The sequence below is a fragment of the Vibrio sp. Vb0888 genome, from assembly GCF_033338835.1.
Taxonomy (GTDB): Bacteria; Pseudomonadota; Gammaproteobacteria; order Enterobacterales; family Vibrionaceae; genus Vibrio; species Vibrio alginolyticus.
Genome location: NZ_JAWOTL010000008.1, coordinates 70,773 through 93,952 on the forward strand (window position 1 = coordinate 70,773; position 23,180 = coordinate 93,952).

Annotated in this window: 27 protein-coding genes; 13 read left to right on the forward strand and 14 right to left on the reverse strand. The window is 45.0% G+C overall.

Annotated features, from left to right (window positions below; genetic code table 11):
* Positions 1 to 60: 60 nt before the first annotated feature.
* Positions 61 to 699 carry a peptide-methionine (S)-S-oxide reductase MsrA gene (msrA, locus tag R7P72_RS13185; RefSeq protein ID WP_005379620.1) on the forward strand — a complete coding sequence of 213 codons (639 nt, stop codon included), beginning with the start codon at positions 61 to 63 and terminating at the stop codon, positions 697 to 699.
* A 70-nt stretch (positions 700 to 769) separates the two neighbouring features.
* Here msrA and R7P72_RS13190 read toward each other — a convergent pair whose 3' ends face one another.
* Positions 770 to 970, reverse strand: coding sequence for a DUF1107 domain-containing protein (locus R7P72_RS13190; RefSeq protein ID WP_005379612.1), 201 nt, complete (start codon positions 968 to 970; stop codon positions 770 to 772).
* 215 nt (positions 971 to 1,185) lie between these two features.
* On the opposite strand from R7P72_RS13190, the gene R7P72_RS13195 reads away from it, so the two are divergent.
* The 7 genes from R7P72_RS13195 to R7P72_RS13225 all read left to right on the forward strand — a co-directional run bounded on the left by R7P72_RS13195 (position 1,186) and on the right by R7P72_RS13225 (position 6,816).
* Positions 1,186 to 1,737 (forward strand): YtfJ family protein, encoded by a 552-nt coding sequence (locus R7P72_RS13195; RefSeq protein ID WP_005379610.1) that lies wholly within the window; start codon positions 1,186 to 1,188, stop codon positions 1,735 to 1,737.
* 227 nt (positions 1,738 to 1,964) lie between these two features.
* On the forward strand, positions 1,965 to 2,264 hold the full coding sequence (locus R7P72_RS13200; protein ID WP_005379608.1) for a DUF2607 family protein: 300 nt from the start codon (positions 1,965 to 1,967) through the stop codon (positions 2,262 to 2,264).
* A 134-nt stretch (positions 2,265 to 2,398) separates the two neighbouring features.
* Positions 2,399 to 3,052, forward strand: coding sequence for a zinc uptake protein ZrgA (gene zrgA / locus R7P72_RS13205; RefSeq protein WP_025768357.1), 654 nt, complete (start codon positions 2,399 to 2,401; stop codon positions 3,050 to 3,052).
* A gap of 52 nt (positions 3,053 to 3,104) precedes the next feature.
* A complete protein-coding gene (locus R7P72_RS13210) occupies positions 3,105 to 3,833 on the forward strand; it encodes an ABC transporter ATP-binding protein (RefSeq protein WP_025768356.1) in 729 nt (242 codons plus the stop codon).
* Positions 3,830 to 5,089 (forward strand): ABC transporter permease, encoded by a 1,260-nt coding sequence (locus R7P72_RS13215; protein WP_213907295.1) that lies wholly within the window; start codon positions 3,830 to 3,832, stop codon positions 5,087 to 5,089. Before R7P72_RS13210 ends, R7P72_RS13215 begins: the two co-directional genes overlap by 4 nt.
* Positions 5,090 to 5,093: 4 nt before the next feature.
* Entirely contained in the window at positions 5,094 to 5,588 is a 495-nt protein-coding gene (locus tag R7P72_RS13220) for a DUF3299 domain-containing protein (RefSeq protein ID WP_005379600.1), read from the forward strand.
* Positions 5,589 to 5,910: 322 nt separating this feature from the next.
* Positions 5,911 to 6,816, forward strand: coding sequence for a TIGR03899 family protein (locus R7P72_RS13225; RefSeq protein WP_005379599.1), 906 nt, complete (start codon positions 5,911 to 5,913; stop codon positions 6,814 to 6,816).
* 89 nt (positions 6,817 to 6,905) lie between these two features.
* Here the strand turns inward: R7P72_RS13225 and cysC are convergent, their stop codons facing one another.
* The 5 genes from cysC to cobA form a co-directional block, all read right to left on the reverse strand.
* The gene (gene cysC / locus R7P72_RS13230) at positions 6,906 to 7,523 is read right to left on the reverse strand and encodes an adenylyl-sulfate kinase (protein ID WP_005379598.1); all 618 of its coding nucleotides are present in this window, start codon (positions 7,521 to 7,523) and stop codon (positions 6,906 to 6,908) included.
* 24 nt (positions 7,524 to 7,547) lie between these two features.
* The gene (locus R7P72_RS13235; protein ID WP_186584488.1) at positions 7,548 to 9,272 is read right to left on the reverse strand and encodes an SLC13 family permease; all 1,725 of its coding nucleotides are present in this window, start codon (positions 9,270 to 9,272) and stop codon (positions 7,548 to 7,550) included.
* 250 nt (positions 9,273 to 9,522) lie between these two features.
* Positions 9,523 to 10,953 carry a sulfate adenylyltransferase subunit CysN gene (gene cysN / locus R7P72_RS13240; RefSeq protein ID WP_017633444.1) on the reverse strand — a complete coding sequence of 477 codons (1,431 nt, stop codon included), beginning with the start codon at positions 10,951 to 10,953 and terminating at the stop codon, positions 9,523 to 9,525.
* Positions 10,954 to 10,971: 18 nt separating this feature from the next.
* The gene (cysD, locus tag R7P72_RS13245) at positions 10,972 to 11,880 is read right to left on the reverse strand and encodes a sulfate adenylyltransferase subunit CysD (RefSeq protein ID WP_005379592.1); all 909 of its coding nucleotides are present in this window, start codon (positions 11,878 to 11,880) and stop codon (positions 10,972 to 10,974) included.
* Positions 11,881 to 11,939: 59 nt separating this feature from the next.
* Positions 11,940 to 12,815, reverse strand: a complete 876-nt coding sequence (gene cobA, locus R7P72_RS13250; RefSeq protein ID WP_017820291.1) for a uroporphyrinogen-III C-methyltransferase — start codon at positions 12,813 to 12,815, stop codon at positions 11,940 to 11,942.
* Positions 12,816 to 13,090: 275 nt separating this feature from the next.
* On the opposite strand from cobA, the gene cpdB reads away from it, so the two are divergent.
* On the forward strand, positions 13,091 to 15,052 hold the full coding sequence (gene cpdB, locus R7P72_RS13255) for a 2',3'-cyclic-nucleotide 2'-phosphodiesterase (protein ID WP_213907294.1): 1,962 nt from the start codon (positions 13,091 to 13,093) through the stop codon (positions 15,050 to 15,052).
* Positions 15,053 to 15,149: 97 nt separating this feature from the next.
* On the forward strand, positions 15,150 to 15,728 hold the full coding sequence (locus R7P72_RS13260; RefSeq protein WP_005379584.1) for a Crp/Fnr family transcriptional regulator: 579 nt from the start codon (positions 15,150 to 15,152) through the stop codon (positions 15,726 to 15,728).
* A gap of 54 nt (positions 15,729 to 15,782) precedes the next feature.
* Here R7P72_RS13260 and dbpA read toward each other — a convergent pair whose 3' ends face one another.
* Positions 15,783 to 17,162: an ATP-dependent RNA helicase DbpA gene (gene dbpA, locus R7P72_RS13265; RefSeq protein ID WP_033906007.1), complete on the reverse strand. Its 1,380-nt coding sequence runs from the start codon at positions 17,160 to 17,162 to the stop codon at positions 15,783 to 15,785.
* Between the two features lie 142 nt (positions 17,163 to 17,304).
* On the opposite strand from dbpA, the gene R7P72_RS13270 reads away from it, so the two are divergent.
* A complete protein-coding gene (locus R7P72_RS13270) occupies positions 17,305 to 17,766 on the forward strand; it encodes a GNAT family N-acetyltransferase (RefSeq protein WP_017820295.1) in 462 nt (153 codons plus the stop codon).
* An 89-nt stretch (positions 17,767 to 17,855) separates the two neighbouring features.
* Here the strand turns inward: R7P72_RS13270 and R7P72_RS13275 are convergent, their stop codons facing one another.
* Positions 17,856 to 18,452, reverse strand: coding sequence for a LysM-like peptidoglycan-binding domain-containing protein (locus tag R7P72_RS13275; RefSeq protein WP_033906006.1), 597 nt, complete (start codon positions 18,450 to 18,452; stop codon positions 17,856 to 17,858).
* A gap of 232 nt (positions 18,453 to 18,684) precedes the next feature.
* Between R7P72_RS13275 and R7P72_RS13280 the strand changes: the two genes are divergently transcribed.
* Positions 18,685 to 19,305: an FKBP-type peptidyl-prolyl cis-trans isomerase gene (locus R7P72_RS13280; RefSeq protein WP_005383137.1), complete on the forward strand. Its 621-nt coding sequence runs from the start codon at positions 18,685 to 18,687 to the stop codon at positions 19,303 to 19,305.
* A gap of 153 nt (positions 19,306 to 19,458) precedes the next feature.
* Positions 19,459 to 19,938: a DUF2780 domain-containing protein gene (locus tag R7P72_RS13285; RefSeq protein ID WP_017820297.1), complete on the forward strand. Its 480-nt coding sequence runs from the start codon at positions 19,459 to 19,461 to the stop codon at positions 19,936 to 19,938.
* Positions 19,939 to 20,073: 135 nt separating this feature from the next.
* Here R7P72_RS13285 and rplQ read toward each other — a convergent pair whose 3' ends face one another.
* The 6 genes from rplQ to rpmJ form a co-directional block, all read right to left on the reverse strand.
* A complete protein-coding gene (gene rplQ / locus R7P72_RS13290) occupies positions 20,074 to 20,454 on the reverse strand; it encodes a 50S ribosomal protein L17 (protein ID WP_005383141.1) in 381 nt (126 codons plus the stop codon).
* 26 nt (positions 20,455 to 20,480) lie between these two features.
* Positions 20,481 to 21,473, reverse strand: a complete 993-nt coding sequence (locus tag R7P72_RS13295) for a DNA-directed RNA polymerase subunit alpha (RefSeq protein ID WP_005383143.1) — start codon at positions 21,471 to 21,473, stop codon at positions 20,481 to 20,483.
* A gap of 24 nt (positions 21,474 to 21,497) precedes the next feature.
* Entirely contained in the window at positions 21,498 to 22,118 is a 621-nt protein-coding gene (gene rpsD / locus R7P72_RS13300; RefSeq protein WP_005383146.1) for a 30S ribosomal protein S4, read from the reverse strand.
* Between the two features lie 27 nt (positions 22,119 to 22,145).
* Positions 22,146 to 22,535 carry a 30S ribosomal protein S11 gene (rpsK, locus tag R7P72_RS13305; RefSeq protein WP_001118870.1) on the reverse strand — a complete coding sequence of 130 codons (390 nt, stop codon included), beginning with the start codon at positions 22,533 to 22,535 and terminating at the stop codon, positions 22,146 to 22,148.
* Between the two features lie 18 nt (positions 22,536 to 22,553).
* Positions 22,554 to 22,910: a 30S ribosomal protein S13 gene (gene rpsM, locus R7P72_RS13310; RefSeq protein WP_005383154.1), complete on the reverse strand. Its 357-nt coding sequence runs from the start codon at positions 22,908 to 22,910 to the stop codon at positions 22,554 to 22,556.
* 149 nt (positions 22,911 to 23,059) lie between these two features.
* Positions 23,060 to 23,173 (reverse strand): 50S ribosomal protein L36, encoded by a 114-nt coding sequence (gene rpmJ / locus R7P72_RS13315; protein ID WP_000868186.1) that lies wholly within the window; start codon positions 23,171 to 23,173, stop codon positions 23,060 to 23,062.
* Positions 23,174 to 23,180 lie beyond the last annotated feature (7 nt).

Genomic DNA, 23,180 nt, shown 5'->3' on the forward strand with positions numbered 1-23,180 from the left:
CAGATACAGACGAAATGAAAAAGTTCGCAAATTTAAGACACGTATTGAAGGACAAATACCATGCTCAACAAACAAACATTGATCAGTATAGAAGATGCCTTGCCAGGTAGAGATCAACCAATGCAGATTGACGATCATCATTTTGTAAATAAATCTAACCTAAAGGCGCCTCTGGCGTCACACCAACAGCAGATTTTGCTCGGAATGGGCTGTTTTTGGGGCGCTGAGCGCGTATTTTGGCAACTCGACGGCGTTGTATCTACTTCGGTCGGTTACGCTGGGGGGTACACACCCAATCCCACCTATGAAGAGGTCTGTACAGGTAAAACGGGTCATACAGAAGTCGTACGAGTCGTTTTCGATGAACGCGTCATCTCATTAGAAAAGCTACTGGCTGTTTTTTGGGAAAAACACGACCCAACTCAGGGAATGCGTCAAGGTAACGACTTAGGTACTCAATATCGTTCAGCAATTTACACTTATTCGACGGAGCAGCTCGAGAGCGCAGAGAAATCGAAACTCTTGTATCAACAAGCACTGCAAGAAGAGCAACGCGCGAACATCACCACCGAAATACAACCAGCAGGTCCGTATTACTTTGCGGAAACCTACCACCAGCAATATTTGGCGAAAAACCCTGATGGTTACTGTGGCATCGGAGGAACGGGAGTTTGCTTCCCACCAAGCCTCCAAGGATAAACCTAACCAGCAACAAAAAGAGCGACCGATATGGTCGCTCTTTTCTAAATCTAAGTGGGTACCAAGCTAACTAAGCCGATAATGATGCTATCACTTGGTTGACTTCTTTAAAGATGGTGAGCCTTTTATGATCGTTGACGTCAGGTAGTAACACTTTGCCATTGTCGAACTGAAAACAGCCAACCCCAACAATAAAAAATTGACCTTTGAACAACGTTTTAACAAAACGGGCCACTTGTAATGGTCGATATACAGCAAACTCACGTAGCATAACTCACCTCAATTCCTTTGAGAAAACACGGATTGCTTATTTTTCCTCTGCAATCTTAATGCGCAATTTGCGACGGAACTCATTTTAGCAAATTCTAAATATAACGCAAGATTACACCACTCCATACGTTAAATAAATGTTATCAACGGTCCTACAAATTTCTAGGATCTGGATATATACTGGAAGCTTCCAAACCTCGTACGGAATATAACAATATGAAAACTAAGACTCTCCTACCTCTATTACTGGCCTTAACGCCAAGCTTGACCTTTGCACACAACTTGTCCGTGGGAAAAAGCGTTCCTCCTGTCAATGTTGCCGCTTACGGCGAGATTGTTTTACAAGGCGAAGGCGTTGCATACCAACCCTGGGCAACTCAACATATGCAAGGCAAAGTTCGTGTCATTCAAGCCATTGCAGGCCGTAGCAGTTCAAAAGAGATGAATGCCCCTTTAATGTCAGCAATAACAGCGGCAAATTTTCCACAAGAAAGCTACCAGACGACGACTATCATCAACCAAGATGATGCAATTTGGGGGACAGGCTCTTTCGTGAAGTCTTCAGCTCAAGACAGTAAAAAAGAGTTTCCTTGGTCATCCATGGTTCTTGATGAAAATGGCGTAGTTGCTAATACTTGGGACCTGAAAGAAGAAAGTTCGGCCATTATTGTTCAAGACAAAACGGGCAAAATTCTGTTCGTCAAAGAGGGCGCACTTGAGCAAGATGAGATAACAAAAGTCATTGAGCTTATTAAACAGAACATCTAGCTTCATTGAATGGCTCCTTGCTCTTGTTGTAAGGAGCTATATGAATTTGATTAGAAGCATGGGCAGTGATAACTCTGCTCTTTATAAGTGCGACACTTTCATCAGAGAGTATTACCAATATTTTTCGGCACGTATGTGTGGAGTTAAATTTTTCTGCTAGCCAACAAAAGAGTGAACTTTTATTCATTATGGGTGTTATATTATAACAGTCGGTAAGAGGAGCTCAGATGTACCACCACCAGCAAAAAACACTAAGATATTGGTATCGCACTGCTTTATTTTTCAGTGTTGCGTTGCTGATCGCTTGGAACTTTGCGGTTGTACTTCATCAAGTCGATCTGACGCCCGACCATCATACCCATCATCATTGCCAATTATTTTCTGGTGTTCAGCACGGTATAGCAAAGGTACAACCTACCCTCTCTACACCGACTTTTACGCGCGCCCAGCATCATCATGTTTTTTTGCATCTCGTGTACGGCGAAGAAGTTCTTGGCGCTGCTCGTGCCCCTCCTTATTTTGCTTAATTTCCAAACTATTCCACACTCAAAATTATTGAGTTCATTTCCGCACCTAGTGTGTCAGGGAACAATAACTTAGTGAAACTCGAATCTGAGCAATACCGCCTTTGGTTAATGCCAGTAAAATTAGGAAAAATACAATGTCATCAAAACACGTTTTAGCCCTTGCTATTGGCCTCACTTTATCGACAGCAGCGAATGCAAACGAATACCGCCAGCATGGTGCTCATGTGCATGGTCACGTCGAGTTTAATATCGCCCAAGATGGCAAAGATCTGTTAGTAGAGATCACAGCTCCTGGAGCTGATGTTGTGGGTTTCGAACATGCTCCAGAAAACGCACAACAAGAGCAAGCGCTTAAACAAGCCGTCGCTACACTCGAAGACAGCAACGCATTGTTCGCTATTAACTCACAAGCTGATTGTAATGTTGAAGAAGCTTACGTGAGCCACAACCTAAGCGAAACTCATGAGGAACATGATCATAGTGAGCACGACCATGATGACCATGCACATCACGATCATGAAGGACACGAACACCATGATCATAATGAACATCATGATAAACATGACCACCATGACGATCATGATGAGGCGCACGATCATGGCGGTCACGGTGAATTTTCGGTGCAATATCGCTTCAATTGCGAACAAGTTAATCAGCTTAGCCAAATCCAAACCGATTGGTTTAACCAATTCCCAACTACAGAGTCCATCAGCGTCAATATATTCACTGATACCATGCAATCAGCAATTAAATTAAGCAAAGATAACACCCAAATCGTAATCAAATAACACGAGTGGCGTGTAAGTACCCACTTACACGCCACAGCTTTGGTGATTTAATATGACTGAAACCACACCAAATGTTGTCGAGCTAGAGGATGCCCAATTTTTCTGGCCCGGTTCAACCAACCCAACCATCCACATCCCCAAATTACACATTACACAAGGCGAGCATGTGTTTATCAAAGGTCCAAGTGGCTGCGGTAAATCGACCTTGCTCGCTTTGTTGACGGGGATTAACACATTAACTTCAGGCTCTCTATCTGTACTCGATACTGACCTTGCTAGTTTAAGTGCCAGTCAGAGAGACCGCTTTCGCGCCAATCATATTGGCTACATCTTTCAACAGTTCAATTTATTGCCGTACCTTAACGTACTTGAAAACGTACTATTGCCATGTCAGTTCAGTAAAATACGACGTGACCGTGCCCATTTAGGTGCCTCATCTCAAACGTTAGATGAACAGGCTCAGGCCCTACTAGAACGACTGCACTTGCCAAACGAGCTTCATACACGCCCTGTCTCTGAATTGAGTATTGGTCAACAACAACGTGTGGCTGCGGCTCGAGCTCTGATAGGACATCCAGAGTTAGTGATCGCTGACGAACCAACCTCAGCTTTAGACTATGACAATCGTAAAGCATTTATTGAGCTCCTTATGGAGCAAGCGAATCAAGCCAATGCCACACTGGTATTCGTTAGCCACGACCCAACACTCGAACCCTTATTCGATCGCACGCTCAATCTACCCGACATTAATCAAGTATCTAGCCTAGGAGCCATATCATGAGTACTGTTGTAAAGCTCGCCTGGAAAAGCTTGATGAACCGCAAAGCGACGGCAATTCTAACCATCATGACCGTTGCGATTTCAGTGGTACTCCTCTTGGGCGTCGAGCGTATCCGAACTCAAGCCAAGGATAGCTTCGCCAATACAATTTCAGGCACTGACCTCATTATTGGTGGACGCTCTGGGCAAGTGAACCTATTGCTCTATTCTGTGTTTCGTATTGGTAATGCGACCAACAACATCGATTGGAAAAGCTACCAAGAGTTTGCCAATCATCGTTCAGTCGATTGGGCTATTCCAATCTCGCTTGGCGACTCGCATAAAGGCTTCCGAGTTATGGGAACCAATCACAGTTACTTTGAGCATTACAAGTTTGGAAATAAGCAACCACTAACATTTAGCAAGGGCAGAGAATTCAATGGTTTATTTGAAACCGTGCTAGGTTCTGATGTCGCTAAACAACTTGGTTATGATATCGGTAGCGAAATCATCATTGCCCACGGCATTAGCGACGTTGGCTTTAGCCGTCATGACAATCTGCCATTTAAAGTTGTCGGTATCCTTGCACCTACAGGAACACCAGTCGACAAAACTGTCCATGTATCATTGGAAGCCATCGAAGCCATTCACGTTGGATGGGAAAGTGGTGCGCGTTTGGGCCCGACACCCAAGGCACAAGATCTCAAAAACAGAGACTTTCAGCCCAAACAAATTACCGCTATGCTCGTTGGTTTGAAATCTCGTATTCAAACTTTCGCCCTGCAAAGACAAATTAACACCTACCCCAAAGAGCCGCTTAGCGCCATTATGCCCGGCGTTGCGTTGCATGAGTTATGGGGAATGATGTCGGTTGCAGAGCAAGCCCTAATGGCAGTATCTGGTTTTGTCGTGATTGCAGGGTTGTTAGGTATGTTAAGCAGTCTATTAACTAGCCTACAGGAACGCCGCCGTGAAATGGCGATTTTGCGTGCCATGGGAGCAAGGCCTCGTCATGTTTTCTCACTCTTAATTAGTGAAGCCAGCTTGCTTACTGCTGCTGGTATTATTACTGGCGTTACTGGGCTGTATGCCATTCTTGCTATCGCGCAGCCGATCATCCAACAGCACTATGGAATACATCTCACCTTAAGCATCTTATCTACTTATGAGTGGATGCTATTAGGTTTCGTACAATGCGCTGGTATTGTGATTGGTTTCATTCCCGCACTCCGCGCCTACCGACAGTCACTGAGTGACGGAATGACAATAAGGATTTAATAAAATGTGGAAAAAAATACTCGCAAGTTGCTTGCTGGTCGTCGCATTCACAGCGCCTGTTATGGCCAGCGAAGAACCATTAAAGCTTGACTGGATTGACCTTGTTCCAGAAAAAGAGCGTAAATTGTTCGACAGTATAGGCATGCCCGCATCTGATCACAGTGGTGGCGCAGCGCAGCAATCCAAGATTGGTAATGTTCGACCAGAACTGAACGGAAGCCAAGTTAAAATTCCAGGGTTTGTTATCCCACTTGAAGGTGATGCCGATACCGTCACCGAGTTTTTATTGGTGCCATACTTTGGAGCTTGTATTCACGTGCCACCACCGCCTCCAAACCAGATCATTTATGTGAAGTTTCCGAAAGGCGCGCCAGTTCAAGAGCTGTGGGATGTCATATATGTGGTTGGAACGTTGAAAACTGAGACGATAAACCACGAACTGGCAGAAACGGCTTACGTTATTGAGGGTTCAGAAATAGAAGCCTACGACGATATGTAATTTAAGTCGTCGATAAGCCTCGCTACACCTAAGGCGTCACACTGGCGCCTTTTTTAGCTTTGTGCTACACGATATAACGAGATAAATACGCTAACACGCCCACATAAATAACCAAAAGAAACGCTATCGACAGGTGCTTTTTGAGTTTACCTGCTTCTGAGAACTTCATAGCCCCTCCAAAATAACGATAACAATTTTAACAACTCATTATCATTTTGAATAGCCCTATTCGTTCAAAAACTGAGAACTCCTGTCTGGTCGCTTGGTCAGATAAGGTGTAAATTTAAACGTGCGAACCGCGCAGTTCTTGGTAGGAAAACGAATGGCAGACCCGACAAAGCAACCTGTTGTCATCGAACATCAGTCAGACACAAAAAAAAATACGCAACAAGAAAAGAAACAAGGCTACATAAAAGACAGTGCTAGTAAGGTAAAAACCATTGCCCAAATACACGGTCTTGACGCCTTACTGCAAACCGAACCGCCAGCCAAATCTGCGTTTGAAAGAGCCCAATTGCGAGAGCAAAGACGCCAAGAGCAGCGACAAAAAAACTTAGAACAGATTTTAAAATTAGCGCACAGTTCATGCCGAGATGAGACAGCGGGAGAGCCAGACCAAGATTGGTTGCATCGATTTTTTGAGATGGCTCAAGACATCCATAACAGCGCGATGCAAAAGCTATGGGCTCAAGTGATGAAGCGTGAAGTGACCAATCCGGGTTCAACGTCCATGAAAGCGTTGAAAACCCTCAAGGATATGTCACCAAAGGAAGCACAAACTCTGCAAAGAGCCGCCTCTTTAGCGTGCAGTTTTGGAGGGGATCACAGCAGAAAACTGCTGATTGGTTACAAAGCCCAAGGAGGCATATTTAGCTTCGGCAAGCGAGACGTCGCTAACAGCCTAAATATGGGAAGTTTTCAACTGCCGTATTCAAGCTTGTTGCTCTTAATTGAATTAGGGCTGCTGCACAGTGCCGAACTTGAATCTGGCGAAATTAGTATCGAGACACCGTTGGTCCTCACCTACCAAGGTAAAAACTTGTCACTGAACGTAAACAGTAAAGGTGTCCGCCTTTTATATTACCGCTTCACACCGACAGGTAATGAGCTCTGTACCTTACTCGGAAACAAACCACATGCCGAATACTACGATCAGATGCTTGCACTGTTAAATCATAGGTTTAGTGTCCATAGTGAAGCTAAAAGTACGGTTCATCATACCGTCTAGCCAGCTTGAGAAGCATTTGATCACCTATGATCCAAATACTTCTCAAGCTGCTCAAAGAGCTTTAGGTCACCTATGATCTAAATGCTTTTTTATCGGATCACACCGCGTTGTTTAAGATCGATTAAGCACAAATCCACCAGCTCATCGACACTCTTTTCTCCCGCGGGCAAATCGATTTCAGGGTTCTCTGGCGCTTGATATTCCGAATCAATACCAGTGAAATTAGGAATCTCTCCCGCACGGGCTTTACGGTATAAACCCTTAGGATCTCGACCTTCGCAAACCTCTAGAGATGCATTGACATACACTTCGATAAACTCGCCTTCTGGCAATAAATCGCGCACTAACTTCCGCTCTGCACGATGCGGTGAAATAAACGCCGACAGAACAATTAAACCCGCATCTGCCATCAACTTCGCCAGTTCACCAATGCGACGAATGTTCTCGCGACGGTCCTGTTCAGAAAAACCTAAATCGCTACACAAACCATGCCGTACATTGTCACCATCCAATAAATAGGTGTGGTAACCCAATGCTGCAAGGCGATTTTCCAACGCCCCTGCTACGGTTGATTTACCCGCTCCAGATAAACCAGTGAACCACAATACGGCAGGTTTTTGCTTCTTTAATTCAGCACGAAACTGTTTATCAACCGAATGCTGGTGCCAAACAATGTTTTCATCTTTTACCGTCGTTTCGGCAGTCATAACGTATCCTTGTAAATATCGGAATTAAAACGGGAAAAAGACCGGGATCAAAGTAAGTACTAATACAGAGTACACAATCGAAATTGGCACTCCAATTCTCACGTAGTCGGTCAATTTGTAATTTCCTACGCTGTACACCAGCAGGTTAGTTTGGTAACCGTAGGGAGAGATAAAGCTCGCACTCGCGCCGAACAAAACCGCCATGATGAATGGCATCGGATCCACGCCATAACCCACCGCCATGCTATAGCCGATAGGAAAAGAAAGCGCAGCCGCGGCATTGTTTGTCACCAATTCAGTGAGTACCAATGTCATGATATAAGTCGCCACCAAGGCACCAAATACTCCCCAGCCATTAAACGCTTCAATAAACATCACTCCCATTCTTTCTGACAATCCAGAAGAGATCATCAGTTGAGCAATAGACAAAGCGGAACCGACAATCACGACGATATCGATCGGAAAACGGCGGCGCAGTTCTGAAATCTGCACAATACCAAACGCAATAAGCGCGATAAGGTACGCAGCTAGACCTTTAATAATCGGTACTAACTCTAATAGAGCGCATCCAATTACGGCTGCAAAGCCCAGTAATACAATAGAAGACTTATTCGTATCAAGCCGAGCGCTAGAGTCCAAGTCATGCACTAAAACAAACTCTTTACGATGAGCTCGGCGTTCAGACTCAAAACGCTTGCCTGGAACCAGAACTAACGTGTCCCCAGGCGCTAAGGTAATGCTACCCAAGCCACCTTCTAGGCGTTCGTGGCCTCGGCGAATCGCCACAACAACGGCATCGAATCGGTCGCGGAATCGGCTCTCTTTGAGGGTTTTGTAGCAAAATGTCGCCGACGAGCTCACCACAACTTCGATAAAGTTTTGCCCATTTAAGTGCTGCTGACCAAACAACTTGAGGCCCGGAATTTCTTGCAGGGTCGCGACGCTCTCAACATCGCCACAAAATAACAGGCGGTCTTTTGCATTGAGCACAAAATCCGGTCCCACAGAAGAAACAGTAACACCATCGCGCACCACTTCTGCAAGAAACAGTTTGCGCAGCGCACGTAAATTATTCTCGCTGATCGTACGCCCAACTAGCGGTGAGCCTGGCTCAACGCGAGACTCAAGAAAGTAAGGTAAATCTTCTTGGTTTTGATCATCATAATTCGGTAGCAAGTAGCTGAGCGGGATAAGAATCAGCATCCCTCCCACCAGCACAGCCAAACCTATCATCGTGGGTGTAAAAAAGCTCAGGCTCGGTAAGCCTGCGTCTTCGACAAAGCTGTTGATGATTAAGTTAGTCGACGTACCAATCAAAGTTAATGTGCCACCAAAAATGGCGGCGTAAGACAAGGGAATAAGTAATTTCGAAGGTGCATGCTGCTGATTACGCTTAATCGCCCCAATCAATGAGACAACCACAGCGGTATTATTCGTAAATGAAGAGAGCAAGGCTGTCGATACACCGAGCTTAGCAATCACGCTGCCTAACTGGCCCTCAGAGATACTTCGGCTCACCCAACTGATCAGCAGTGTTTTTTCTAGAGCACAGGATGCAAGAATCAATAGAACCAGGGTTAACAATGAAGAGTTGGTAAAATTGGATGCGATAGTGGCTGAATCCATCATCCCAGACATGAATGCAATAAAAGCGGCACCCGCAAAGACATAACTAGGCTTAATTTTCGTGACAAGCAAGCAAGTGATAATGCCAAGCAAAATCGCTAACACAAACCCTTGTTCCCACATAGCCTTTCCTTACCAAATAGCCCTAAAGGGCACAACAACGACTCATTTATCCATGAATCACCGACAAACGAGCAAACAGACAAAAATCAGCGCAAGCGAAAAGAACATCAGAATGCTCGGTTTCTTGGGCTCCACCGAAGCATTCTGGTATTAGGAGAATACCTAACGACATTTCGCAATTCAGTTAGGTAGCGACACCCCAAGTACAACAGCAAACAGTGCCTGAAATTATCGTACTTGGGTGAGCCAGTTACTTTTTCAGAAACTGGCTGACGTCTTTTGCTTCCCAGTGTGGGAAGTGTTTACGGACAAGCGCATTAAGCTCAACTTCAAACGCAGAGATGTCCGTCAAATCGCGCTCAACCACGGCGAGGCTCTCTTTAACCATGCCGGCACCAACCGTCACGTTCGTCAGACGATCGATAATGATAAAGCCACCGGTATCTGCACAGTCTTGATAATTGTCCAGCGCGACTGACTCATTAAGAGACCATTCACACAAACCAATACCATTCAATGGCAGCTCTGCCGAGCTATGAGTCGAGAGATTATTAATGTCATATTGATGACGAATCGCTTCAACATGACCTACGGTTTTCTTACCTGCGATTTTGATGTCATAGTCACGACCCGGTTGCAGGGGTTGCTCTGTCATCCACACCACATCGGCAAGCAAATGGTTTGTGGTTTCCACTTGAGCATTATCTAGAACAATCAAATCTCCACGGCTAATATCGATCTCATCGCTTAGCGTCAGAGTGACAGCTAATCCGGCACGAGCTTCTTCAATATCACCATCAAATGTCACAATACGTGCCACAGTTGACGTTTTACCCGATGGCAATGCTTTAATGGCATCACCGACTTTGATCGAACCAGAAGAAATGGTCCCCGCAAAGCCACGGAAATCGAGGTTAGGACGATTAACGTATTGCACAGGGAAGCGGAACTCACCCGCGCCTTTTTCTTGATCCACATCGACCGTTTCAAGAAGCTCAAGCAATGATGGGCCTTTAAACCAAGTCAGGTTTTGGCCTTTATCCACCACATTGTCCCCTTCAAGCGCTGAGATCGGGATGATTTGAATATCAATATCTCCTGTCAGATTCTCAGAGAACTTCAAATACTCGTCGCGGATCTCTTCAAAGCGCTCTTGCGAGTAATCCACTAAGTCCATCTTGTTGATCGCCACAACAAAGTGCTTCAAGCCCAACAGGTTGGAAATGAAAGAGTGACGACGAGTTTGATCGAGAATGCCCTTACGTGCATCAACCAGAATCACAGCTAAGTCACATGTCGATGCACCTGTAGCCATGTTACGTGTGTACTGCTCGTGTCCAGGAGTATCTGCAATGATGAATTTACGTTTCTGCGTCGAGAAATAGCGGTAAGCCACATCAATCGTGATCCCCTGCTCTCGCTCAGCTTGTAAGCCATCGACCAACAACGCAAGGTCAGGCTTTTCACCCGTGGTGCCCACACGTTGGCTGTCTGAGTGCACTGCCGCTAGCTGATCTTCATAAATTTGTTTTGAGTCATGGAGTAAGCGACCGATTAATGTACTTTTACCGTCATCCACCGAGCCACAAGTCAAGAATCTAAGTAACGACTTGTACTGGTGTTGTGTTAAATAGCCTTCGATACCAAGCTCGGCTAATTGAGCTTCAACTGCACTGTTCATTATCTTTCCTTAGATCCTTTAGAAGTAACCTTGACGTTTCTTAAGCTCCATCGATCCTGACTGATCGTGGTCGATCGCTCGGCCTTGGCGCTCACTCGACGTTGCCACCAGCATCTCTTCGATAATGCCAGTTAAAGTGTTTGCTTCAGACTCGATGGCCCCAGTCAATGGATAACAACCAAGGGTACGGAAGCGCACACTCTTCTCTTCAATCACTTCACCCGGTTGAAGCTCCATACGATCATCATCAACCATGATCAGCATGCCATCGCGTTCAACAACTGGGCGTTTGTCCGCGAGGTAAAGCGGCACGATCTCGATGTTTTCTAAATAGATGTATTGCCAGATATCAAGCTCAGTCCAGTTAGACAGCGGGAATACACGAATGCTCTCACCCTTATTAACCTGACCGTTGTAGGTCTTCCATAGCTCAGGACGTTGGTTTTTAGGGTCCCATGTATGGTTCTTATCGCGGAATGAATACACGCGCTCTTTCGCCCGTGATTTCTCTTCATCGCGGCGCGCGCCACCAAAGGCCGCATCAAAACCGTACTTGTTAAGCGCTTGTTTTAAGCCTTGAGTCTTCATGATGTCAGTGTGCTTAGAAGAACCATGAACAAACGGACTACAGCCCATGGCTAGACCTTCTGGATTCTTATGTACCAAAAGCTCAAAACCGTATTTGGCCGCGGTGCGATCACGAAATTCAATCATCTCGCGGAACTTCCAATCGGTGTCGACATGCAGCAATGGAAATGGAATCTTACCTGGGTAAAAAGCTTTACGCGCTAGGTGCAGCATCACTGATGAGTCTTTACCAATCGAATACATCATGACTGGGTTATCAAACTCAGCCGCAACTTCACGGATGATGTGGATACTCTCCGCTTCGAGTTGTTTAAGGTGAGTTAAACGTTGTTGGTCCATGTTTTGTATTTCCTTTTTAAGCTTGAAGGCGCATTACGTCTCTAATCTTTGGTCTGAAATTATATGGAGTTGGCAATAGCACTTTTGTTGAATTCAGTACTAGACAAAAACCAGTCTAACTTTTGAGACAGTCGCACTACCTCTCCGACAACAATCAAAGATGGCGACTGTGCTTCCTTCGATAAATCAGAGAGTTGGGAGAGTTCTCCCGTAAATACTTTTTGTTGAATCTGCGTGCCACGCTCAATAATGGCAATCGGAGTCGACGCTGAACGGCCATGCTTAATGAGTTGATTCTGAATATAGTGTGATTTCATCAGCCCCATGTAGATCACTAAAGTCTGATTCCCACGCGCCAACGTGGACCAATCCATCTCATCACTTTCTTCTTTCAAGTGGCCAGTCACAAAGATGGCCGATTGCGCATAATCACGATGAGTCAGTGGAATACCAGCATAAGCGGTTGCGCCAGCTGCTGCGGTAATGCCAGGGACAACTTGAAAACGAATGCCAGCATCTGCAAGCACTTCTAACTCTTCACCACCACGACCGAATACAAACGGATCACCACCTTTAATGCGCACTACTTTGTAGCCCTGCTTGGCAAAATCCACCAAAAGCTGATTCGTCTTCTCCTGCGGCACACTGTGATGCCCAGCTCGCTTCCCAACGCACACCAAAATCGTATCGCTTGGAATCAATGCCATGATTTCTTCAGACACCAAGTAGTCGTACAAAACCACGTCAGCTTGCTGCAAGCAGTTCAGTGCTTTCACCGTCAGAAGTTCAGGATCGCCTGGTCCTGCACCTACTAAGGCGACTTCACCAGGCTGTAGCGATTGCTTTGCAAAACGAGTAACACCAGCGACTGGGTTGTCAGAAACTAACCGGGGCTTTGGTTTAGGAAAAGAAGTGACTGAATCGTTCGTTGCCATGTGCTTGCTCATCGTCCATTGATATCGTTATGCAAGCATTATGGCGGGGCGTTTATATTACCTGAAATTCTAAAATTTCATTTTTTATTCAAAAATCTGCTAAGAAGTTTTTGTTTGGTCTCATTCAAAAGCGTGAAAAAGTCGGCGGTTAATATGAATAAGGTTCAGTAAACTGATTAATGTTCACAGTTTTCTGTATCTTTATCATCGAGTTGCATCTGTGTTTGATACATTACGCAGTACGATTTCCCCTTATCATTGAATTGGAGCACCAAATGAAAGTGGCAGTTCATCCTATTTCCCTCGCAGTATTAAGTGGCATGCTAACGCTTGCTGGCCCAGTAATGGCCGATACCATCAAGCTTCGTATTATCGAAACCACCGACATTCACACCAACGTGATGGATTACGATTACTACAAAGACCAACCATCACAGCAAATCGGTTTAAGTCGCGCAGCGACAATAGTGAAACAAGCTAAGTCCGAGACAGAAAACACGGTACTAGTAGATAACGGTGATTTAATTCAGGGCAGCCCAATGGGCGATTACATGGCGGCAAAGGGGATTAATCCCGGCGACGTGCACCCAGTCTACAAAGCGATGAACAAGCTAGACTACGATGTGGGCAACATTGGCAATCATGAGTTCAACTATGGCTTAGATTTCCTACAAACGACGTTGAAGGGGGCAAACTTCCCTTACATCAATGCAAACGTATTTGATAAACAAACCGGTGAGCATTACTTCAAGCCTTACCTCATCAAAACTCACACATTTAAAGACACAGACGGCGAAGCGCATCAAATAAAAGTGGGTTACATCGGCTTTGTACCACCACAAATTATGGTGTGGGATAAGAAGAACTTAGAAGGCAAAGTCTTTGCTAAAGACATTAAGGAAACAGCAGAGAAACTGATTCCTCAAATGAAGAAAGAAGGCGCAGACGTGATTGTGGCGATTCCACACTCGGGCATTTCTACTGATCCATACAAACTAGGCGCTGAAAACTCTGTTTACTACCTCACAGAAGTTGAAGGTATTGATGCGATTGCTTTTGGTCACTCTCACGCCGTCTTCCCAGGGAAAGACTTCGCAAACCTACCTGGTGTTGATATAAATAAAGGGACCATCAATGGTGTAACGTCCGTGATGCCGGGCCGCTGGGGAAGTCACGTAGGTGTGATGGATTTGATGCTGAAAGAGAAAGACGGCAGATGGCAAGTCGTCGAAGGCCAAGCAGAAGCACGCCCTATCTTCGATAAAGTAAATAAGAAGTCATTAGCTAAAGCCGATGCTGATATTGTGAAAGCGTTAGAAGAAGATCACAAAGGCACTCGTGAATTTGTAAACCAACCAGTCGGCAAAGCAAATGATGTCATGTACAGCTTCTTGGCATTAGTGCAGGACGACCCCACCATTCAAATCGTTAACCTTGCTCAGAAAGACTACGTAGAACGCTTTATTCAAGGCGACCCAGACCTTTCTGACATTCCAGTACTGAGTGCGGCAGCACCATTTAAAGTCGGCGGTCGTAAGAACGATCCGAATAACTTTACAGAAGTAGAATCCGGTCAGCTCACCTTCCGTAATGCGGCCGATCTTTACTTATATCCAAACACCTTGGTTGCGATGAAAGTGAAAGGTAAAGAAGTTCGCGAATGGCTAGAGTGCAGTGCGGGTCAATTCAACCACATCGACATCAGCAATCCTAAACCGCAATCTTTGATTGATTGGGATAATTTCCGTACTTACAACTTCGATGTTATTGATGGGGTTAACTACCAAATCGACGTTACCCAACCGCCGAAGTACGATGCGGATTGTAAAGTGATTAATCCAGATTCTCAGCGTATTGTGAACCTGACGTTCAATGGTAAGCCTGTCAATCCGAAGCAAGATTTCATCATCGCAACCAATAACTACCGTGCTTATAGCAATACTTTCCCTGGTACAGGCCCAGATTTCATTGCGTTTGACGCACCAGATGAAAACCGCTCTGTCGTCGCCACTTATATTTCTCGCGTGAGTGAAGAAAAAGGAGAAGTGACACCAAGCGCTGACAACAACTGGTCTTTCGCACCGATTAAGTCCGATAACAAGCTAGATATTCGTTTCGAAACCTCCCCTAGCGATAAAGCGGCGCAGTTCATCAAAGAGAAAGGACAATACCCAATGAAACGCGTGTCAACAGACGACATTGGTTTCGCAATTTATCAAATCGATCTGAATAAATAAGGTTGATTTGACAGCAACACTAAGCGGCTCTCATGAGCCGCTTTTTTGTTATCAATAAAACCCGTTAAAATAAAGAAAACCGTTTCCGAGTTATCACATGCACATCGATCTTTTTTCAGACTTAGTCAATCATGGCTTTTTAGAGACAGAAGCAAACCAACTTATTGAAAATGGTGAGTTGCTCGAACTGCCTACACGCCACATTCTTAATCACCAAGGGGAGTTGAGCTCACACCTTTACTTCATCATTGAGGGGTTATGCCACGCAAGCTATCTCACGGAGCACGGCAAAGAATTCAGTAAAGAATTTTATTGGGAGAAGGACTGGGTTATCGGGTTTGAGAGCATAATAAAGGACCAACCTTCGCCTTACTTATTGGAAACGCTGAGCGCTTGTCAGCTATTTTGCTTGCCAATTGAAACGTTGCATCACTGGCGAGCAGAAAAGCACGCCATTTACTTAAAGCTACTCGAAAACCAACTGGTTAATAAAGAGAATAAAGAACGCTTTATGTTGCTCTACTCTCCAGAGGAACGATATCAATTATTTTGCGCTCATTACCCAGATTTAAAGCAACGTATTACCGATAGTCAAATTGCGGCCTACCTGGGCATTACGCCAATCAGTTTGAGTCGAATCAAAGCACGCTTAACCAAAGATCACACTCTCAAATAAACTCAAAAAAGAAAAAAGCTCTTCAAACGAAGAGCTTTTTCTCTGCTATTTGAGCTATTTAAGAATTCGCGCCCGGAACTGGCGCCCTTTCATCTTGCCGTTACTAATGGTTTGTAGAGCCTTTTTAGCCACAGATTTTTCGACGGCAACATAAGCGCGCACAGGGAACAGGTGAATCTTTCCGACTTGAGAGCCTGGAATACCATTTTTTCCTGTCAAACAACCTAAAATATCACCCGGTCGTACTTTCTGTTTCTTACCGCCATCAATGTTAATCGTCACCATCTTCGCTTGGTATGGCTGCTGATTTGATTTGGCAGGCAATGTTGCTGGTACCACGTCCATCTCTAGGTATTCTTCAATACGAGCTACACGTAAACCGTCTTTCTCACCAAAAAAGCTGAACGCTAAACCTTTACTACCCGCACGACCTGTACGACCAATACGGTGCACATGAACCTCAGGATCGCGCGATAGCTCAAAGTTAAAGACAGCATCAAGATTATCAACGTCCAAACCACGCGCCGCAACGTCTGTTGCAACAAGGATAGACACACTCTTGTTAGCAAACTGCACCAATGCTTGGTCGCGTTCACGCTGCTCTAAGTCCCCGTGGATATCGATAACGCTGAATCCTTTGTGATGCAACTCATCTGCGACACTTTGCACTTCTTTTTTGGTATTACAAAAAACAACCGCGGACTCTGGTTGGTGAGTCAGCAGCAAATTCGCCAACGCTTCATCACGCGCTTCCGAGCCTTCAACTTTATAGAAGTACTGCACAATGCTTGAAGTATCATGCGTCGATTCCACCTTAATCACTTCCGGTGTCTGCATTATACGCTGCGCAATTTGCTCAATTTTTTCTGGAAAAGTAGCACTGAAAAGTAGAGTTTGACGCTGCTTTGGCGCTGCATCGATGATTGCATCTAATGCGTCTTGGAAACCCATGTCCAACATGCGATCAGCTTCATCTAGCACCAAGGTATTCAGTTCGCTAAGATCAATTCGGCCTTTTTCAAGGTGATCCAAAATACGACCAGGAGTACCAACTAGGATATGCGCACCATGCTCTAACGAACCAATTTGTGGCCCCATTGGCATCCCACCGCAGAGAGTAAGCACTTTAATATTATGAATGCCGCGACCTAAAGTACGAATTTCCTTCGCTACTTGATCTGCAAGCTCACGTGTTGGACACAATACTAATGACTGGACACGAAAGCGTTTGACGTTGAGGTTCGATAAAACCCCTAAACCAAATGCAGCGGTTTTACCTGAGCCCGTTTTACCCTGCCCGATGACATCACGATGTTTTAGGATTGCAGGCAAGCTCAAAGCTTGAATTGGCGTCATGTGGGTATAGTTCAGGGAATCAAGTGTGGCGAGTAACGCTGGGTTAAGCCCAACTTGATCGAATGTTTGTTTGCTCACGGGGATATCCTCAGGTGAGATGGAAAGAGGGCACATTATCACCAGATTTGGTGGGAAAACCAGTGCTAATTAACCTTTGTTAATGAGTATGAGCTCAAAACAAAGTAAAGTCAGTCACTCTATTCTCATTACGGATAACAACATGCTCACTTGGATTACTTTGCCCTTTGCTCAGCTAACAACCACGCAGCTGTATGAAATGATGAAATTGCGTGTGGATGTATTCGTTGTTGAACAAACCTGCCCTTACCCTGAACTGGATGGTAAGGACACGCTGGAAGGCGTTTATCATCTAATAGGCTATCACGGTGATGAACTGGTTGCTTGCGCAAGATTACTGCCCGCAGGCACTACGTATGACAATGTGAGTATTGGTCGAGTGGTGACAAAGCAGACCGCGCGAGGCGGTGGCTTAGGTCATAAGTTATTGGACAAGGCCTTGGCACAATGCGAAACATTATGGCCAGGACAGACAATAGATATAGGTGCTCAAGAACACCTCATCCAGTTTTATGCTAGTCATGGATTCAAGGTTATCTCAGAGTGCTATCTTGAAGATGGTATCCCTCATGTGGATATGCGGAAAGAATCCGTAGCGCTATAAGCTTCAACTCGATTGGTTACTATGAAAACTAATCGCTATGAAAAACCGACTAAAAAGACGCGATATTCGCGTCTTTTCATTTGAAGCGTTTACTTGTTACGCCCAAAGGACCCATCCGATAAACGGAAAAACATAACGGACCGCCCGCTTTTTTCCAGCTGTAGCATATCTAACTCGCCTTCGTCACTAAGCTTAAAGCGAATCAACTGTCCCTGCTTTATTTGGCTTAGCGGCTTATCACTGCCTTCTATTTTGACCAGAGCGCTAAGATCCGCCATAGAGAGCTGATTACTTCTGAAAACCTGCGCTAATGTATCACCATTTTTAACCGTGTACTCTTTCCAGTCTTCAGATTTCGGTCCAGAGTTCTGAGAGGTTCTCTGCTGGCTTAAACTCTGCGCGTTCAGCTCAATCGCTACGCGTTGATGATCGACCTCAGTCTGCTCAACTGGTTGATCTGTTTTATTTGGCAAAGGAATAACAAGGAGTACCAGAATCAATGGCACTAAGACCATCAAAGCACGCTGATGAAATTTAGGCAGACGCAACCAAAACTGCTTAACAGGCTGTATACGCTCCAACCATTGCTCTTTGTTGAACGGCTGCTTCCAGTCGATAGCAGCGAATTTTTGTTTAACCAATTCGACATAGTCGACTTGCTGCTTTTTCTTTCTGCGACGATTCATTGTAATGAGTCCCTTAATACTTCTACGGTCAGTATAAAAATACCGACGCGGAGAGTATATGTTTTTCACCAAACTAAAATGGAATTGGGATTAAATTAGCAGAAATTTCACTTGGAGTAAGAGATAAGTCACAACCTGGCCGCCTCAATTAAGCATTCAGTCGCAATCATTTAAACCTAAGCTCGAAACTGATATCCTGTTACCTTTATCACTCCTAATAAGAGCGACATTCATGTCTGAAATTAAATTTGAAACTGCAGAACAAAAAGCAAGCTACGGCATTGGTCTGCAAATGGGTCAGCAACTTGCAGGCTCTGGTCTTGAAGGTCTTAGCGTTGATGCTATCGCAGCGGGTATTGCAACAGCACTAACTGGTGACATGCCATCAATCGAAATTGATGAAATCAACAAAGCACTACAAGAACTTCACACTCGTGCAGAAACAGCTCGCCAAGAAGCAGCAAAAATTGCGGCAGCAGAAGGCGAAGCGTTCCTAAAAGACAACGCTCTACGACCTGAAGTTAACGTTCTAGACTCTGGTCTTCAGTACGAAATCATTTCTGAAGGTACTGGTGCAGTTCCTACAGCAGAAAGCTCAGTTCGCGTTCACTACCACGGTGAGCTAACTGACGGTACTGTATTCGATAGCTCTGTATCTCGCGGTCAACCTGCTGAATTCCCTGTTACAGGTGTAATCAAAGGTTGGGTAGAGGCACTACAACTAATGCCTGTTGGCTCTAAGTGGAAGCTATACGTACCACAAGATCTTGCGTACGGTGAGCGTGGCGCTGGTGCGGCTATCCCTCCATTTGCAGCTTTAGTTTTCGAAGTAGAACTATTAGATATTATCTAATTGAAACCATTTTCAATTATGATTAAATAAAACGGCGCACTAGCGCCGTTTTTTTGTCTAAACTGAATAAACTTTCTCACCTCTGAACCTTTCACTCTGATAGCCTTTAAAAATAAAATCACTTTTAAAAAACGCTCAACCTTTGGAGGTACTATGCGTAAAACACTCCTAACTCTAGCACTCCTATCAATCAACATTGGTAGTGCGCACGCATTCTTAGATTCAGTCACTCAAAAAAGTAAAGAAAGTGGCCTGATGGACATGGTCGGCAGCAGCTTGAACACCGAGTCGTCTCCATTAACAGACATGCTAACTAGCCAATTACCAGTATCCACTGAGCAAGCAGCCGGAGGCAGTGGTGCACTACTCGCTTTGGCTCAAAGCCAGCTTTCGCAAGAAAATAGTAGTGAATTACAGTCTTTGATTCCTGGACTTTCAAACTTGCAAGGAGCACAAAGCTTACTAGGAAATATTGAGAATATCAGTGCAGTAAAAAGTGCATTCGATACGTTAGGTTTAGACCCATCTATGATCAGTCAGTTTGCTCCAGTAATCTTGGATTACTTGAACAAGCAAGGCGCTAGCGAAGGGCTTCTAAGTTCGTTGGGCGGGTTGTGGAATACTAGTAAATAAGGGTAAGTGATAATCACTTTTTAAATTGCCAGCCTGCATCGGTTGAAATAAATGCAGGCTGGATATAAAGGTTTACTGAATTACAGATACAAAAAAGCCGAGCTAATGCTCGGCTTTCTCGTTCTTACGAACTGATTACTCAGCAGCTTCTTCAGCAGCTGGGCGATCTACAAGCTCAATGTAAGCCATTGGAGCTTTATCACCAGCACGGAAGCCAGCTTTTAGGATACGAGTGTAACCGCCCTGACGAGCAGCAAAACGTGGACCTAGTTCGTTAAATAGTTTTGCAACTACTTCGTTGTCACGAGTACGTGCAAATGCTAGACGACGGTTAGCAACACTGTCAGTCTTAGCTAGTGTAATCAAAGGCTCAACTACGCGACGTAGCTCTTTTGCTTTTGGCAAAGTAGTCTTGATAACTTCATGACGTACTAGAGAGCTAGCCATGTTGCTGAACATCGCTTTGCGATGTGAGCTGTTGCGGTTGAGTTGACGACCACTCTTACGATGGCGCATGACCTAATCCTTCTAACTAGTATCGATTAATCTTCAGCGATTGATGCAGGTGGCCAGTTTTCTAGGCGCATGCCCAGAGACAGACCACGTGACGCAAGTACGTCTTTAATCTCAGTAAGAGATTTTTTACCAAGGTTAGGCGTTTTAAGTAGCTCAACCTCAGTACGTTGTACTAGATCACCGATGTAGTGAATCGCTTCTGCTTTCAGACAGTTAGCAGAGCGAACTGTTAGTTCAAGATCGTCTACAGGACGCAGTAGGATCGGATCGAATTCTGGCTTCTCTTCCTTCTCCTCAGGAACTCGTACATCACGAAGATCTACGAATGCATCCAATTGTTCAGCTAGGATTGTAGCTGCACGACGGATTGCTTCCTCAGGTTCTAGAGTACCGTTTGTTTCCATATCGATAACAAGCTTGTCTAGATCAGTACGCTGTTCTACACGAGCTGCTTCTACAGCGTAGGCAATTTTGTCTACTGGGCTGTAAGTAGCATCTACTAGTAGGCGACCGATAGGACGCTCGTCTTCTTCGTTATGGATACGCGCAGAAGCTGGAACATAACCACGACCACGTTCAACTTTGATACGCATTGCGATCTCAGCGTTGTCATCCGTTAGGTGACAAATTACGTGTTCAGGGTTAGCGATCTCTACATCACCATCATGGGTGATGTCACCTGCAACCACAGGGCCCGAGCCTGATTTGTTCAAAGTAATGAACACTTCATCTTTGCCTTCGGCAACGCGCACAGCCAAACCTTTAAGGTTTAGAAGAATTTCAAGAATATCTTCTTGAACGCCTTCTTTCGTGCTGTACTCATGAAGTACGCCTTCAATTTCTACTTCTGTTACAGCACAACCTGGCATAGAAGATAGAAGGATGCGGCGAAGTGCATTACCCAGAGTATGACCAAAGCCACGCTCTAATGGCTCAAGAGTTACTTTTGCGTGAGTCGAGCTGATTTGTTCGATGTCAACTAGACGTGGCTTAAGAAATTCTGTTACAGAACCCTGCATTGTGTCCTCTCTTTAGTTTAAACCTTACTTAGAGTAAAGCTCGACGATCAATTGTTCGTTGATGTCAGCTGATAGATCAGAACGCTCAGGCATACGCTTGAATGTACCTTCCATCTTGCCACCATCTACTTCAATCCAAGTTGGTTTTTCACGTTGTTCAGCAACTTCTAGAGCTGCTTTGATACGAGCTTGCTGTTTAGCTTTCTCGCGAATAGAAACAACGTCATTAGCCGCTACTTTGAAAGAAGGAACGTTTACAACTTTACCGTTTACTAGGATAGCTTTGTGGCTAACTAGCTGACGTGCTTCTGCGCGAGTTGCGCCAAAGCCCATGCGGTAAACTACGTTATCAAGACGACCTTCAAGAAGCTGAAGTAGGTTTTCACCAGTGTTGCCTTTTAGGCGAGCAGCTTCTTTGTAGTAGTTACGGAATTGTTTTTCTAGAACGCCGTACATACGACGTACTTTTTGCTTCTCACGAAGCTGAACGCCATACTCAGATAGACGACCGCGACGAGCGCCGTGTACACCTGGTGCGTTATCAATTTTACACTTGGTATCGATCGCGCGAACACCAGACTTAAGGAATAAGTCAGTGCCTTCACGACGGCTAAGCTTCAGCTTAGGACCCAAATATCTTGCCATGATTCTTCTCCAATTGTCCTAGAAACGTTATACGCGACGTTTCTTAGGTGGACGACAACCGTTATGAGGGATTGGTGTAGCATCAACGATGTTTGTGATGCGGAAACCAGCGGCGTTTAGTGCACGAACAGTAGATTCGCGACCTGGACCAGGACCCTTAACCATAACTTCCAAGTTCTTTAGGCCGTATTCTTTAGCCATTTCAGCACAACGCTCAGCAGCAACCTGTGCAGCGAACGGAGTAGACTTACGAGAACCACGGAAACCAGAACCACCTGCAGTAGCCCATGCAAGAGCGTTACCTTGACGGTCAGTAATGGTTACGATTGTGTTATTGAAAGAAGCATGGATGTGCGCAACGCCATCTGCAACTTGCTTGCGTACGCGCTTACGAGCGCGAGTTGGTTGTTTAGCCATTGTACTCTACCTTCCCGATTATTTCTTGATCGGCTTACGCGGACCCTTACGGGTGCGAGCGTTGGTTTTAGTACGCTGTCCACGTAGTGGTAGACTGCGACGATGACGAAGACCACGGTAACAGCCAAGGTCCATAAGACGCTTGATGTTCATAGATACTTCACGACGTAGATCACCTTCTACAGTGTACTTAGCTACACCATCACGCAGTTGATCGATCTGCTCTTCAGTTAGTTCACTGATCTTAACATTTTCAGCAATACCCACTTCAGCTAGGATAGCTTGAGAGCGAGTTTTACCGATGCCGTAGATCGCTGTTAGAGCGATTACTGCATGTTTCTGATCAGGAATGTTAATGCCTGCTATACGGGCCATTATTCACTCCTAAGTGTTTCTATAAAAGAATTAGCCGCAGCAAAGCCCGTTATGGATACGCTGCGGAATACTACTTCTTTTGCACGCAAAAGGTAGGCCGAGGAATATACTCGACCCAACCTTCATTTTCAAGTAAAAATTTCTGCTAATTAGCCTTGGCGCTGTTTGTGCTTTGGCTCACTGCAAATCACGCGAACGACACCGTTACGCTTGATTACTTTACAGTTACGGCAGATTTTTTTAACGGAAGCACGAACTTTCATTGCTAAA

What these genes read in the sequence shown, in the direction of transcription:
- msrA (WP_005379620.1), top strand. Translation starts at nt 61, where the DNA reads ATGCTCAACAAACAAACATTGATCAGTATAGAAGATGCCTTGCCAGGT.
- R7P72_RS13190 (WP_005379612.1), bottom strand. Translation starts at nt 970, where the DNA reads ATGCTACGTGAGTTTGCTGTATATCGACCATTACAAGTGGCCCGTTTT.
- R7P72_RS13195 (WP_005379610.1), top strand. Translation starts at nt 1,186, where the DNA reads ATGAAAACTAAGACTCTCCTACCTCTATTACTGGCCTTAACGCCAAGC.
- R7P72_RS13200 (WP_005379608.1), top strand. Translation starts at nt 1,965, where the DNA reads ATGTACCACCACCAGCAAAAAACACTAAGATATTGGTATCGCACTGCT.
- zrgA (WP_025768357.1), top strand. Translation starts at nt 2,399, where the DNA reads ATGTCATCAAAACACGTTTTAGCCCTTGCTATTGGCCTCACTTTATCG.
- R7P72_RS13210 (WP_025768356.1), top strand. Translation starts at nt 3,105, where the DNA reads ATGACTGAAACCACACCAAATGTTGTCGAGCTAGAGGATGCCCAATTT.
- R7P72_RS13215 (WP_213907295.1), top strand. Translation starts at nt 3,830, where the DNA reads ATGAGTACTGTTGTAAAGCTCGCCTGGAAAAGCTTGATGAACCGCAAA.
- R7P72_RS13220 (WP_005379600.1), top strand. Translation starts at nt 5,094, where the DNA reads ATGTGGAAAAAAATACTCGCAAGTTGCTTGCTGGTCGTCGCATTCACA.
- R7P72_RS13225 (WP_005379599.1), top strand. Translation starts at nt 5,911, where the DNA reads ATGGCAGACCCGACAAAGCAACCTGTTGTCATCGAACATCAGTCAGAC.
- cysC (WP_005379598.1), bottom strand. Translation starts at nt 7,523, where the DNA reads ATGACTGCCGAAACGACGGTAAAAGATGAAAACATTGTTTGGCACCAG.
- R7P72_RS13235 (WP_186584488.1), bottom strand. Translation starts at nt 9,272, where the DNA reads ATGTGGGAACAAGGGTTTGTGTTAGCGATTTTGCTTGGCATTATCACT.
- cysN (WP_017633444.1), bottom strand. Translation starts at nt 10,953, where the DNA reads ATGAACAGTGCAGTTGAAGCTCAATTAGCCGAGCTTGGTATCGAAGGC.
- cysD (WP_005379592.1), bottom strand. Translation starts at nt 11,880, where the DNA reads ATGGACCAACAACGTTTAACTCACCTTAAACAACTCGAAGCGGAGAGT.
- cobA (WP_017820291.1), bottom strand. Translation starts at nt 12,815, where the DNA reads ATGGCAACGAACGATTCAGTCACTTCTTTTCCTAAACCAAAGCCCCGG.
- cpdB (WP_213907294.1), top strand. Translation starts at nt 13,091, where the DNA reads ATGAAAGTGGCAGTTCATCCTATTTCCCTCGCAGTATTAAGTGGCATG.
- R7P72_RS13260 (WP_005379584.1), top strand. Translation starts at nt 15,150, where the DNA reads ATGCACATCGATCTTTTTTCAGACTTAGTCAATCATGGCTTTTTAGAG.
- R7P72_RS13270 (WP_017820295.1), top strand. Translation starts at nt 17,305, where the DNA reads ATGCTCACTTGGATTACTTTGCCCTTTGCTCAGCTAACAACCACGCAG.
- R7P72_RS13275 (WP_033906006.1), bottom strand. Translation starts at nt 18,452, where the DNA reads ATGAATCGTCGCAGAAAGAAAAAGCAGCAAGTCGACTATGTCGAATTG.
- R7P72_RS13280 (WP_005383137.1), top strand. Translation starts at nt 18,685, where the DNA reads ATGTCTGAAATTAAATTTGAAACTGCAGAACAAAAAGCAAGCTACGGC.
- R7P72_RS13285 (WP_017820297.1), top strand. Translation starts at nt 19,459, where the DNA reads ATGCGTAAAACACTCCTAACTCTAGCACTCCTATCAATCAACATTGGT.
- rplQ (WP_005383141.1), bottom strand. Translation starts at nt 20,454, where the DNA reads ATGCGCCATCGTAAGAGTGGTCGTCAACTCAACCGCAACAGCTCACAT.
- R7P72_RS13295 (WP_005383143.1), bottom strand. Translation starts at nt 21,473, where the DNA reads ATGCAGGGTTCTGTAACAGAATTTCTTAAGCCACGTCTAGTTGACATC.
- rpsD (WP_005383146.1), bottom strand. Translation starts at nt 22,118, where the DNA reads ATGGCAAGATATTTGGGTCCTAAGCTGAAGCTTAGCCGTCGTGAAGGC.
- rpsK (WP_001118870.1), bottom strand. Translation starts at nt 22,535, where the DNA reads ATGGCTAAACAACCAACTCGCGCTCGTAAGCGCGTACGCAAGCAAGTT.
- rpsM (WP_005383154.1), bottom strand. Translation starts at nt 22,910, where the DNA reads ATGGCCCGTATAGCAGGCATTAACATTCCTGATCAGAAACATGCAGTA.
- rpmJ (WP_000868186.1), bottom strand. Translation starts at nt 23,173, where the DNA reads ATGAAAGTTCGTGCTTCCGTTAAAAAAATCTGCCGTAACTGTAAAGTA.